We start from the raw sequence: 12,457 nt of genomic DNA, 5'->3' as shown, positions 1-12,457 counted from the left end.
ACTCTTACGACAAAATATTGTATAATAATAGAATTCCTATCTACAATAGCAGCTAGGAATTCTATTTTATCGTAAGGCAGGAGAGAGAATGAAGCTTATTGCAACTGATTTAGATGGTACATTATTAAATGAGGAAGGAAAGGTGAGTAACGAGAACGCAGAAGCAATAAAAAAAGCAATTGATCGTGGCATCAAATTTGTTGTTGTCACCGGACGCTCCTATCATGCGGCACATAATCCGTTACAGGAAGCAGGCCTTTCGAGCCCGATTATTTGCTTAAATGGTGCAAGAATTTATGACAGCAATCATGAAAACATACGGAATATAGCGTTGGGTGTGAAAGATTGCCATGACATTCTAATGGTTTGTCAGGAAGCAGAGATGTATATAGAGTTTTTCACTAATCATGGTGTGTTTTCGGTGAGCCGTGAATATTTTATGGAAGTCATCATTGATATGATGAAAACGGCAAATCCTCATATTTCACGTGAAGAAATCCTTGCACGTGTCGAACAACGCTTTCAGGATGAGGAGGTTACCTTCATTAATCGATATGAAGAGATTTTTTCGATTCCGGGCATAGAAATATATAAAATTCTGAGTTTTTCTCTTCAAAAAGAAAGACTTAGGCAGACTTATGAAAAATTGTGTAATAAACAAGGTATTGTGATTACCTCCTCAGGTGAAATTAATCTTGAATTTAATCACCCTCTTGCACAAAAGGGTATCGCGCTTGAATATTTGTTAAATACAATGAAGATTCCGTTGCAAGAGGTTATGGCACTTGGTGATAATTTAAATGATAAAAGCATGCTTGAACGGGCAGGTCGTCCGGTAGCAATGGAGAATGCTGCAGCGGAAATAAAGCAGCTTTGTCCATTTCAGACGAAAAACAATAATGAACATGGTGTTGCACTTGCCATCGAAGAAATGTTAAGGGAAATGGAAATAAACGGTAGCAATCGGGACTAAAAAAGCTAGAGCAACGGCGTACAAGCACGTTTGTAAAAAGAAAGCTTAACTTTTTAGGCTATAATGGCAATAAAATCACAAAATACACTAGGTCTTAAGTTTTGTTTATCTAACACAGTCTATAGACCTAAAGTATTCTCATTCTACGAATCTTAATTTTGATAAAACCGAGACTATCGAGGTATTTTGTCGCTTATAATCGAAATATGTCATTAATCAATGTATAATATGATAGGGCGATATAGAAATGTAATTAGGGAGGATAATAGAAATGGAATGGGCAATAGCCATTTTATTTGTAGCGGCAATCATTTTATTAATATTGTCGTTTAGGAAAACGAAGGATTCTTCAAAGGCAATTGAACAACAGATTGAAGAGATGTCGTTTACATTTATGGATGAAGTAACGAAATTACAGCAGCAAATCCGAAACGTTGAACTTGATGCTGAGATTACCGTGCAGGAGGCAGGAATAGAAATCGGGACTGCTTCGCATCGACAACGATTGCGCGAGATTCTTGAACTACATCGACGTGGGTATTCCTTGGATAGTATTGCCATGAAACAGCAAATGAGCATGGAAGAGGTAAAGCAACTACTTGCCCCATATATAAGAACGAAGGATGAAGGAGGGAAAGCAGCTAATGACATCTAATTCATTACGCAGCTTTGCCGGGGGGCTTATCGTTGCAGCCGGCGTCTGTGCTGCTGTCTATTATCTGGGTCCAAGTGAAGTAAAGAGTAGCGAATCAGTGGATTCAGAGGTTGCTTCAGCTGATTTATCTGTTGATGAAATGAAAGTAAAGCTTGGCGCAGAAGGCTATGTGATTCATACTGAAGAGGAATGGAATCAATATACAACTGCTGAACCGGCAGAACAACAGCAAGAAGAAGCGGGAGAAGAAAAGATTATTTACCGTACAATTCTGTCAGTCTCCTCGGGAATGACGAGTATTGATGTTGGAAATGCTCTTGAGCAGGCGAAGATTATCCCTAACGGCTGGGAATTCGCCCAAGAGATTGAAAAACGTGGGCTGTCAAATGAATTACGTCCAGGTTTGTATGAAATAGAAAGTGGAAAATCTGTAGATGAAATCATAGCGATTATTTTTCAGTAACGGACTGTGCGAACAGTTCGTTTTTTTTATTATCTAGGCTGTTTTAACTTCTGCTGAATGAAGTTAAAACAAATCACCTATATAAAAAATCCGCATGATTCTTAGGCATGTACCCTTCCTATTAATAGAAAAGAGAATATGCTAATAATGAGCAAATAGAAAGGAGGATTATAAAATGTGTGAATTTTGTAAGGATTCTTATGTTAGTACAAGCCATTATGGTACTCCCAAAAAGCGTAAACATGATAAAGAAACGAAGCATAAAAGCTCTTATAAAAAGGATGAGTACTATAAGGAAGATTTTGAAAACGAAAATGAATTAAAGGTAATGAATTCGGCTACCATTACCAACAGTGGGAACTCAACGAATGAATTTAAGATTGACTCTAACTCAACAGCTAAAGTTCATTCCTCGGCAGCAGCAGATGCTGACGCAGAACAGGAACAACAGCAACAGCAAGACCAAAGGCAACATCAAATCATCGATTTTGATGAAGAAGGGGAAGAGGATTTCTTTTAGTATGATGCAGCTGTAAAGGCTGTTAATACAATCGTTTTATGTATACTTTGTTAAATATAGGAGGTTTGGTTTTTGTTTGAAGATCAATCCTTCAGTGATCAGGAGAAACGGTAAAAAGAAACAATGCCAATCAAAGGAGGTAATGACAATTGGGAAAAGAGCAGAAACACACCGCCAATGAAGAGTATGAGCAGGAACAATCCTATGATATTCAAAATGAATCACATATTGTGCAAAGTGGTAATTCAGACGTCCATGTAGATATTAATATCGAAGTGGATGTAACGCCAATTGCGTTAGCGTTACTATATTCGCTGCTTGCTGATAAAAAGCTCACTACAGCCGAGTTTGAATTGGCTTTTCAAAGAATAGAAGGCTACCACAAGAAGGAAGAAAATAAACATGAGTAATACCATTGGTATATTAGGCGGGATGGGACCTTATGCCACCATTGATTTATTCGAGAAAATTGTAAAACATACTCCTGCACAAAAAGATCAAGAGCATCTGCAAATACTCATTTACAATAACCCCAAAATTCCTCCCCGTGTAGAAGCTGAAAATCATTCATTCCATAGTCCGTTGGCGGAATTAATAAAAAGTGCTCGATTATTAGAACATGCTGGTGCAGATTTCATCATCATGCCGTGTCATACCGCGCATATATGGATTCAGGAGATACGAAAGGCCATTACGATTCCTTTTTATAGTTTAATTGAGAATACGGTAGAAGCAACCAAAAGGCAATATGAGAATGAGTCGAGGCAAAGGATTCTTCTGTTGGCAACGTCAACGACAATTCAAGCGGGTTTATATCAAGAGGCTTTTAAAGCTAGTACAAGTACATTTGATATAATCGTACCCCAACAGGGGGAACAAAGAGTAGTAGATAGGGCAATTATGGATGTCAAAGCTGGCAAGCTTGAAAACAGTCTATCTATCCAAGAACTAGATAAAATCATCCATTTCTACTACAGTAATGGAGCATCGTTTGTATTAGGAGGCTGTACGGAGGTTCCTCTTATGTTCCCGTATTTTGAAACGAATATGAGCCTTATTGATCCTACGCTTATGTTAGCAATAATGGCAATTCAAAAAGCCTTGTGATCATAAGGGGAAAAAATGAAGCAAAAGGAGGTTATTAAAGTGAATCCACTTATTTTAGAAATACCAACTATAGCGATAACAGGAAGCTCAGGAAAAACCACTACGAGAGAAATGATTGCGGCGATTCTGGTTCAGAAATGGAAATTAATGAAGAATACCGGTAATAAAAACTTGCCGATTCATACACAGCAAATTGCCGAAAACGTTGATGCTACAACAGATGCTATCCTATTAGAGCTAGGTATGGGAAAACAAGGAGCTGGTGAGAAGCATTGTAGCATTATTCAGCCGAATATTTCAGTCATTACCAACATTGGCACCGCACATTACGGTAACTTAGGAAATAGTATTGAATCGACCGCCCAATATAAATCTGCGTTAATCAAACATATGAAGCCAGATGGTGTTCTACTCATTAATAACGATGATCAAAATTCTAAGTTATTGGATACAACAAGCTTCAAAGGTCTAATTATGACTGTAGGGGTTAATACGAGCGGAGATTATCGTGCAAGTAAGATAGAGTATGTTCCTAATGGGATGACATTTAAGGTTAGTCTTGATAACAGAATAGAAAAGTTTTTTATCCCTACATTTGGATCTCATAATATTCTGAATGCCTTGTTTGCCATTGCTATCTGTCATCACCTAAAGTTCACGATTGATGAAATTAGAAGGGGTCTTGAACAGTATGAAACACCAGTTAAAAGGCTGAATGTATATGAATTAAGAAACGAATCTCTTTTAATTGATGACACGGTAAATGCAAATCCCCAATCTGTCAAGGCAGCTATTGATGTGGTTGGTGAGTTGGGTAAGGGGAAAAAGAAGTTAGTCGTGCTGGGTAGTATGCTGGAATTAGGTGAGTATTCAATGGCTGGGCATAAGGAAATTGGTCAATACTTAGCAAAGCATAAGGTTGATGCCATTTTCACATATGGTACTGCTGCAAAATGGATAAGAGAAGGGGCATTGGAAGCAGGGTTCCCGGCCCAAAAGGTTCAGCACTTTAGAGATAGAAATCTGTTACACACAGAGTTGAAACATCAAATCCAGTCTGACAGTATCATTCTTGTCAAAGGCTCCAGCCTTATGAATATGAATAAAACAGTCAAATATTTACAAGACCGCTATTTATATAAGCTTAATTTCAGTGAAAACTATAAACATTGCATTGCTATGAATCCTCAAACCTATAATCAAACCGGTGTCCAATCCTCACAAATCACACTTAACTTCGGAAAACTAAGCAAAAATTTCATGATTAAGATAGATGAGAATTTAGAATATGGCGAGATCATCATTCCGAAGCAAATAACAAATAACATCACTATTCCTACTCTACCTTATGACTATTATTTTATTGGAGATCAATTATTCATCGGCCCGGTTATTGGAATGATGGTTTATCCGAGATATATGAGAGAACCAGGCTTACAGCTTCACCGTTTTATGAACTACCAGCAAATAAAAGGCCTTATTTTTCTCTTTAGACCTGAAACGGTTGATAAAAGAAAAAAAACGATAAATGGATACTATTACGATCCAAAAACCCATTCATTTTTAGAAGGGACATTTCCCTATCCTTCAAGTATATTTAATCGAATCCCTATTAGACAAGTAACCTATGAACATTTTAAAACGAATATTGGTGATACTATTTTTAATTATCCGTATGGAAATACAAATAAATTAGACTTCTGGTTAACTATGTCAAGGCAGCCGTTTGTGAGACAATATTTGCCTAGGACAACGGAATATCGAAATATGGACCAATTGCTTATCTTATTAAAAAGTCATCCTGCTGTTTATTTAAAACCAGCTACTATGGCTGGTGGAAATGGCATTTTACACGTGAAGAAAAATGAAGTGGGTTATAGTTTATCAGATATCCAGGGAAATAGGACTGAGATTAGGACGAAGGAAGCGTTAGAGAAATCACTCAAAAGTTTATTAATTAGAAGAAAAAAATATATTATCCAGGTAGAAATTCCTTCTTTTAATCAAGAACAACAGAAAATTGATTTTCGCGTTTATTTTCAAAAGGATTACTCCAATAAATGGAAATTTTCAGGAGTGGAAACGAAGGTTGGGCAAAGAGATAGTATTATTTCTAACTCTAAAAATAGGGAGAGAGTCATACCTGGAGAGCAGGCATTAAAAGAATTCTATCATTTAGACGAGAAACAAATAAAACAAAAAATTGATGAAATGACTAGCGTGTGTACGAAAGTATTACGGTTAATGGAGAAGACAGGTGCAAGGTTAGGTGATGCTGCTGTAGATATGGTGATGGATCATAATAAAAAACTATGGATTCTAGAAGTCCAATTAAATTATGCAGCAGAAATAAAAGCAGCCAGAGGAGAGGATGAACAGAGGATTCTGCCTCATATCCTTTCGACTCCTTTTGAATATGCGAAATCACTGGCGGGCTTCTGATATGGAGGCTTGTAGATGGATTTATTAAAAACTACTGAAAGTCCAATTATAATAGCCGTTACCGGAAGCGCAGGGAAAACAACGACAAAAGAAATGATCTCAGCAATTGTAAAGCAGCGGGGCAGTATATTTAAAACGATGTACAACTTAAACCTCCCGCATCATACAGCAAAATATGCTGGGCAAATCAATTCTACCCATTATGCTGCTGTTTTAGAATATGCCTTATCAAAGCCGGGACATATTAACATGCATTGTGAACTGCTGAAGCCTCATATCGGTGTCATAACAAATATTGGCTCTGCTCATATCGGGCGGTTTGATGGTGATATGACCAAGCTTGTAGAAGGGAAAGGGGAGCTCATCGAGGGGCTGCATCAACAGGGGATGGTGGTTATCAATCAAGACGATCCATACTCACAACTGCTTAACACCGAATCCTTTACAGGCAAAATTGTCAAAGTGGGAATGGTCCATTCAGCAGACTATCAAGCAGAAAAGGTAAATTACAGTGATAAAGGAATGACGTTTGAGGTAAGGATAGATGGCTTTCTTCATCGGTTTGAAATTCCTTTATTTGGAACACATAATGTATATAATGCTTTATGCGCGATTGCTGTAGGGCATCATTTAGGGTTTTCGATTGAGGAGTTAGCTAAAGGGTTAAGAAACTTCAGCAGGCCGGCTAGAAGGATTCAGGTTCGTAAATTGGCTGATGAAATGCTACTTATTGATGACAGTTTTAGTTCAAACCCCCATGCAGCCAAAGCAGCGTTAGATGTCCTGTCTCATTTAGGGACAGGACTTAAGGTTGCTCTATTAGGTTCAATGCTCGAATTAGGGAATTATTCCGTTCAAGGTCATCAGGAGATAGGACGATATGTGAAAGAAAAGGATATTGATTGGCTTTATCTTTATGGAAAAGCAGCGCTCGAAATTGGGAAGGCCGCAGCTGAAGCAGGTTTTCCAACCAGCAAAATCAAGCATTTTAAGACAAAAAATGAATTGCATCAGCAGTTAGAGCAGATTTCACAACCGGGTATGACACTATTAATTAAAGGCTCACATGCCTTAAAGCTATATGAAACCGCTAATTTTATGAAAGTAAAATTTAGAATCTGAGCTAAAGAGAAGAGTGGCAGAAGTTACTGTCGCTCTTTTTTCGTGAAAGGGTATTTGGTCTAGATGAATATCGCTATAACAGTTTTTTTGAATTATGGATATTTACGATAGAAAAATTTTATAGTTATAAAAATTTTTTTTGCAAATAATTCCTATAATATGCACTTGTGATTTATTTCGCCATATTAAAATAAACTGTCTTTTAATGCTCATGATTAGTAGGGATAGCTCTTTAATGCAAGGAATGGCAATGCTTACAGCCTAATTATTTGATTGTTAATAATAATAGTTTAAAAAGTTTTGCTAGTGGATATATTTTTGTTACTTATATTTTTATAATGTTTATGTTAAAAAATTTTATTGACTGCAATAGAAAATATTAATATACTGAAAATTAGAAAAAGGGAATTATAGGGGGTGATTGAGAATGTCTGTAAACCACCAATGTATTTTTATCAATAAAGCTGGACCTATTATATAATCTGTATGTGTTTAGATACCAGAACTTCTACATAAGAGCGAGAACAAAAAGGTTAATCAACAAGTCTCCACTCTGAGTCTGTTGGAGGGTAGGGTGTATCTAAAAACAGAAATAGTCTTGAGTTTTTATAAAACTTGTCTACTAAGTTTTGGAGATGTCGACAGAGAAAACGGCAGACGGTACGAGAGATACTTCATGAAAAGCCGACAATCAACATAGATGTAAGTGAAATCCGCTTATAATTTTTTAAAAATTCAGACTTATTAGAAAATAAACTGTTTATTATTTGTATCATTTTCAAAAAGAGAGGAGATTTTTATTGTGGCTAAAATTAACCCAAATGAAATCATTAACAATGGCAAATTTAACGGCTTCCATTTAACCTTATTTTTATGGAGTTTTCTCGTAATCCTATTCGATGGATATGATTTATCAGTATATGGCACAGTACTACCAATCTTGATGGAAGAATGGAATATGACTTCTGTTGAAGCGGGAACAGTGGGTAGTTACGGACTGTTTGGTATGATGTTTGGTGCCATTATTTTTGGTATTATGGCGGACCGTATTGGTAGAAAGAAAGTCATTCTTATCAACACTTTATTATTCAGTGCATTCACTTTATTATGTGCATTTGCTGGTGATGCAACTACATTTGGTATCTATCGCTTTATTGCTGGTTTAGGTCTTGGCGGAATTATGCCAAACGTTGCAGCATTGGTAACAGACTACGCTCCAAGAACAATGAAAATTAAATTAGTTTCGATTACACTTGTAAGCTTTGCAGTCGGTGGTGCACTGGCACCAACCGTTGGCGTTCTATTAATTAATAATTTTGGCTGGCAGTCCGTATTCTGGGTAGCAGGTTTACCACTTGTCGCTCTTCCATTCATGGCAAAACAATTACCAGAATCCACTAGCTATTTAATTAGAACAGGTAAAAAAGAACAACTATTTGCTACACTTAAAAAGATTAATTCACAATTAACTTTTAGTAAAAATGATGAAATCGAAGAAGTAAAGGCGACTGAAACAAAGGTTCCTGTTGTTGGATTATTTAAAGAGCATCGTGCAGTCAGTACGGTAGCGTTTTGGGTTGCGTTCTTCTGTGCACTTTTAATGGTTTATGGATTAAACACTTGGTTACCGAAGTTAATGATTGAAGCTGGTTATGGATTAAATTCAAGCTTAACTTTCCTTATTGCTCTTCAAGGTGGAGCGGTTATTGGTATTCTGGCCCTTAGCTCTCTTTGTGAGAAATTTGGCTCTAAAAAGGTTATTATCACATCCTATATTGCAGGTGCCATTGCTTTATCTTTACTTGGTTTTGGTGGAAACACGGTTCTTATTTTCTTCTTAGTCGCTATTGCAGGGGCAGCAACAACTGGCTCACAGGTTCTGATTCAAGCTTACGTAACCTCTTTCTATCCTGATCAAATGAGATCGACTGGTCTCGGTGTGGCATCTGGTGTTGGAAGATTAGGTGGGATGACTGGACCGATTTTAGGTGGTTTCCTATTAACCTTAACAGTACCGAACTTTGTTAATTTCTTGATATTTGCTGGAGTAGGTGTTATAGCAGCCGTTGCCTTATCATTAATTGCGGATAAATACTCCGCTAGTAATATTCTGGCAAGAGAAAATCAAGCGTTAGATTCAGCAAAAGGAAAAGAAGTAGCAGCCTCTCTAGAATAATGCTGTAATGAATAATTAGAAGGCATAAAGTTGCATAGAAGAATCCCCGTTCCAAATTGGAGCGGGGATTCTTCTATGCAACAGAATGATGATTTCTAAAGGGAATTTTGAAAAATAAATCGTGGGACTTGGCAGGATTCCAACCTGCAAGATGCACGACAGTTTACGTTGTAACTGCTAGCCGCTCTATGCATTTGAGCTACAAGTCCCTAATGGTAGTATGGATTGTTTATCTATTTATATACATGATAAGGAACATTTTCTGTTTAGGTAAAATGATTGTGTCGTTTTTATGTATTTATCGTAAAAGAGAAGGAGACTGTCGAAAATAATGGAAATATATATAGTAGTTTGAAATTACTAAATAATAGAAATAGTAGATGCCTACAATCATTACTCCTACGTTCAAAATTGAATTTAATAAAAGGAGATGATAGTGATGTACAATGGAATGAATTTTTTAGAGTTTGTCGAAATGATAAAGGATAGTGCGAGAACGTTACCTGCTATTGAAATTGATTGGTATAGAATTAGTCCACAGGGATATGCTATTTGGCATGATCCTGAAGACACCAGCAGCAAAGGAATATTGACCATACGGATTAATAACTATTATGAAAATAATAGTGATAATGAATTTTTACCCCATATTGAAATAGCTGTCCAAAGCTATACAGGTACAGAATGGGATGGTTCAAGTTTTATGATACCTCTTTATAATTTGGTTGGAGGAAGCACTGACGGATTTGAAAGTGCAACAGAGTTTGTATCAAATGTTAGCAGTCAGATAATACCAACAGAGCAAAAAACAGAACTATTAAAATGTGCAGCTATTTTTGATGAGGTGTTTTTTCCTAACCGAGTTTATTATCGAAGATATGACTTTGTTAAATGATTTATTTGAAAGGAGTTGCGCAAGCTGCTCCTTTTTCGTTTTTTTGTCGGACAAGCGTGAATGTATGAACTAATGCTTTTGATAATATGACTAGCCCAATACCTATAGGAATTAATTCCTATAGGTATTTTTGGTGAAAATAGGACTGATAATTGGCGAGAATAGGAATGAAATGGGATACGAAACTATTCACAAAAAAATCATAATATATTTATTAGATTTGTATTTAGAAAAATAACACAATGAGGAATGAGGGGGGTGTTGATATGGTATTAAAAGAATTTGCATTTAATTATGGTATGAGAAGATCATATAAAAAGCATAATAGTATTCATATTCATACAGACCAAAGTTTGTTTTATATAAAGAGCGGAATTGTTAAATTATTATTTGTCAATCAGAGGAATCAGCTTGCAGTTGATATCTATAAGGAAGGAGAATTTTTCGGTTATGTAGATGGTGTGTGTACAGCTGACAAAGGTCAACTGCAGGCAGTATTTATGGAAGATACGGAACTCCTATGTTTAGATCGTGAAACGGTATTACTCCATGCTGATATGAATAAAGATATTAGAATATACTTGATTAGGACAATCGGAAAGCTATTACATGATGTAACGGAAAGAATAATAAAGCTATCCATTTTAAAGAAAAGGGAATCTATTTATTCTGTATTATATTATCTGACAACTAAGTTTGGAAAAGTACTAAATGACGGAAAAATTATCTTGAAAGTTAAACTAAATGATACTGATATTAAAGAGCTGTGTAATACTTCCCGGGAGTATGTTAACCGGACGCTATCAATATTAAAAAATGATGGGATTTTAGAAAAAGCGAATGGGTATTATATTTTTTCTAGTAAAGAAGACCTTAATCGTTTGGTTTGTTAAAAGTTCATATTTATAACCTACCATTTAGCTTGTAGGAGGCTACAAAGGTCTTGATAATAAAAACACTGATTAATAACTATTATTATAAAATCAGTGTTTTTTTATGTGATAGATTATATTTTGTATCGTATATACCCTTTGTTAAGTATGGTCTAATTGATTAATGGTTGCCTTGAAACGCTTCTTTTAATTTTTCTATATCAAATTTTTTCATTTGGAGAAATGATTTTGTTAATCTTTCCATTTGATCTTTATTTCCCGTTTCCAGCATTTCCCCCATAATTTCTGGCAAGATTTGCCAAGAGACGCCATATTTATCTTTTATCCAACCGCATTGTTCTGCTTTTGGATCTGAGGAAAGCTTTTCCCAATAATAATCAATCTCTTCTTGATTCTTGCACCGAACTAATAGCGAAATAGCCTCATTAAAATGAAAGTGATGTGACTGTGCGCTGTCCATTGCGGAAAACCACTGCTTTTCAAGCATATAATCAGTAAACATTACAGACCCTTCCTTGTCTGGTTCCATGCCAGTAGGATAATAAGCAATTTCTCCTCGTCTTGTATCATTGAAAACAGATATATAAAAGTCAGTGGCTTCTTCTGCCTTACCGCATACATCTTGAACGAACAATAATGAAGGGACGATAAATGGTCGCTTCTCCCCATCTGGGTTCTTGAGAATCAGCTGCCATGTCAGGCCATACTTATCCTGGATCCATCCGTAGCGCTTACTAAAGGGATATTCTTGAAGTGGCATCAGTGTTGTCCCACCTTGGGCCAGCTTTTCCCATAGTTGGTCCATTTTTTCTCGTGCGTTCTCATCACCTGAAGGATCAAAATTCACACAAAATGAAATCGATGGATTAAATTGAAAATGTGGACCTCCATTTATTGCCATGAAGGAATATCCTCCGAGATGAAAAGAAACAATATGGCTATCTCCAGATGGTGTGTCGTGAATGGTTGTGTTATTGGTAACTTTTGAATCTGGAAAAATGGATGTATAAAACTGTGCAGCTTCTTTTGCTTCTTGATTAAACCATAGATGCGGAATAATTTTTTGTTCTATCAAAGTCATTCCCTCCCTATATATTTCCATTATAGCTTTACATTTTACTAAGAAGATATTTTCTGCAGTACCTCAATTTTTATACATTTGTCCCCCTTAAGTGGTAAACCGTGGAATTTGTTGACAGAACAGGGAAAAA

12 protein-coding genes and 1 tRNA gene are annotated in these 12,457 nt (G+C 36.2%); 11 read left to right on the top strand and 2 right to left on the bottom strand.

Annotated features, from left to right (window positions below; genetic code table 11):
- Nucleotides 1–88: 88 nt before the first annotated feature.
- From BQ5321_RS14390 to BQ5321_RS14350, 9 genes are all read left to right on the top strand, one after another.
- Nucleotides 89–973, top strand: coding sequence for a Cof-type HAD-IIB family hydrolase (locus tag BQ5321_RS14390; protein WP_071395131.1), 885 nt, complete (start codon nt 89–91; stop codon nt 971–973).
- Nucleotides 974–1,244: 271 nt separating this feature from the next.
- Nucleotides 1,245–1,628 carry a hypothetical protein gene (locus BQ5321_RS14385; RefSeq protein WP_071395130.1) on the top strand — a complete coding sequence of 128 codons (384 nt, stop codon included), beginning with the start codon at nt 1,245–1,247 and terminating at the stop codon, nt 1,626–1,628.
- A complete protein-coding gene (locus BQ5321_RS14380) occupies nt 1,618–2,091 on the top strand; it encodes a hypothetical protein (RefSeq protein ID WP_071395129.1) in 474 nt (157 codons plus the stop codon). The genes BQ5321_RS14385 and BQ5321_RS14380 overlap by 11 nt, the downstream gene beginning before the upstream one ends.
- Before the next feature lie 175 nt (nt 2,092–2,266).
- Complete coding sequence (locus BQ5321_RS14375; protein WP_071395128.1) at nt 2,267–2,611, top strand: hypothetical protein; 345 nt, start codon at nt 2,267–2,269, stop codon at nt 2,609–2,611.
- A gap of 149 nt (nt 2,612–2,760) precedes the next feature.
- A complete protein-coding gene (locus BQ5321_RS14370) occupies nt 2,761–3,021 on the top strand; it encodes a hypothetical protein (protein ID WP_084786815.1) in 261 nt (86 codons plus the stop codon).
- The gene (cuyB, locus tag BQ5321_RS14365; RefSeq protein ID WP_071395127.1) at nt 3,014–3,718 is read left to right on the top strand and encodes a cysteate racemase; all 705 of its coding nucleotides are present in this window, start codon (nt 3,014–3,016) and stop codon (nt 3,716–3,718) included. Before BQ5321_RS14370 ends, cuyB begins: the two co-directional genes overlap by 8 nt.
- A gap of 15 nt (nt 3,719–3,733) precedes the next feature.
- Nucleotides 3,734–6,160, top strand: coding sequence for a YheC/YheD family protein (locus tag BQ5321_RS23785; RefSeq protein ID WP_084786813.1), 2,427 nt, complete (start codon nt 3,734–3,736; stop codon nt 6,158–6,160).
- Between the two features lie 15 nt (nt 6,161–6,175).
- Nucleotides 6,176–7,282, top strand: a complete 1,107-nt coding sequence (locus BQ5321_RS14355) for a UDP-N-acetylmuramoyl-tripeptide--D-alanyl-D-alanine ligase (RefSeq protein ID WP_071395126.1) — start codon at nt 6,176–6,178, stop codon at nt 7,280–7,282.
- 802 nt (nt 7,283–8,084) lie between these two features.
- The gene (locus tag BQ5321_RS14350) at nt 8,085–9,458 is read left to right on the top strand and encodes an MFS transporter (protein ID WP_071395125.1); all 1,374 of its coding nucleotides are present in this window, start codon (nt 8,085–8,087) and stop codon (nt 9,456–9,458) included.
- 123 nt (nt 9,459–9,581) lie between these two features.
- Here the strand turns inward: BQ5321_RS14350 and BQ5321_RS24295 are convergent.
- A tRNA-OTHER gene (locus BQ5321_RS24295) sits at nt 9,582–9,667 on the bottom strand.
- A gap of 230 nt (nt 9,668–9,897) precedes the next feature.
- Here BQ5321_RS24295 and BQ5321_RS14345 point away from each other — a divergent pair.
- Nucleotides 9,898–10,353 (top strand): hypothetical protein, encoded by a 456-nt coding sequence (locus BQ5321_RS14345; RefSeq protein WP_071395124.1) that lies wholly within the window; start codon nt 9,898–9,900, stop codon nt 10,351–10,353.
- A gap of 266 nt (nt 10,354–10,619) precedes the next feature.
- Nucleotides 10,620–11,246 carry a Crp/Fnr family transcriptional regulator gene (locus BQ5321_RS14340; RefSeq protein ID WP_071395123.1) on the top strand — a complete coding sequence of 209 codons (627 nt, stop codon included), beginning with the start codon at nt 10,620–10,622 and terminating at the stop codon, nt 11,244–11,246.
- A 160-nt stretch (nt 11,247–11,406) separates the two neighbouring features.
- On the opposite strand, the gene BQ5321_RS14335 is transcribed toward BQ5321_RS14340, so the two are convergent.
- Entirely contained in the window at nt 11,407–12,327 is a 921-nt protein-coding gene (locus BQ5321_RS14335) for a VOC family protein (RefSeq protein WP_071395122.1), read from the bottom strand.
- Nucleotides 12,328–12,457 lie beyond the last annotated feature (130 nt).

The organism is Bacillus tuaregi (assembly GCF_900104575.1).
GTDB classification, from domain to species: domain Bacteria; phylum Bacillota; class Bacilli; order Bacillales; family Cytobacillaceae; genus Bacillus_BD; species Bacillus_BD tuaregi.
The sequence above is the reverse complement of the archived record's forward strand: the minus strand, read 5'-3'. Positions and strand labels throughout refer to the sequence as shown.

What these genes read in the sequence shown, in the direction of transcription:
- BQ5321_RS14390 (WP_071395131.1), top strand. Translation starts at nt 89, where the DNA reads ATGAAGCTTATTGCAACTGATTTAGATGGTACATTATTAAATGAGGAA.
- BQ5321_RS14385 (WP_071395130.1), top strand. Translation starts at nt 1,245, where the DNA reads ATGGAATGGGCAATAGCCATTTTATTTGTAGCGGCAATCATTTTATTA.
- BQ5321_RS14380 (WP_071395129.1), top strand. Translation starts at nt 1,618, where the DNA reads ATGACATCTAATTCATTACGCAGCTTTGCCGGGGGGCTTATCGTTGCA.
- BQ5321_RS14375 (WP_071395128.1), top strand. Translation starts at nt 2,267, where the DNA reads ATGTGTGAATTTTGTAAGGATTCTTATGTTAGTACAAGCCATTATGGT.
- cuyB (WP_071395127.1), top strand. Translation starts at nt 3,014, where the DNA reads ATGAGTAATACCATTGGTATATTAGGCGGGATGGGACCTTATGCCACC.
- BQ5321_RS23785 (WP_084786813.1), top strand. Translation starts at nt 3,734, where the DNA reads ATGAAGCAAAAGGAGGTTATTAAAGTGAATCCACTTATTTTAGAAATA.
- BQ5321_RS14355 (WP_071395126.1), top strand. Translation starts at nt 6,176, where the DNA reads ATGGATTTATTAAAAACTACTGAAAGTCCAATTATAATAGCCGTTACC.
- BQ5321_RS14345 (WP_071395124.1), top strand. Translation starts at nt 9,898, where the DNA reads ATGTACAATGGAATGAATTTTTTAGAGTTTGTCGAAATGATAAAGGAT.
- BQ5321_RS14340 (WP_071395123.1), top strand. Translation starts at nt 10,620, where the DNA reads ATGGTATTAAAAGAATTTGCATTTAATTATGGTATGAGAAGATCATAT.
- BQ5321_RS14335 (WP_071395122.1), bottom strand. Translation starts at nt 12,327, where the DNA reads ATGACTTTGATAGAACAAAAAATTATTCCGCATCTATGGTTTAATCAA.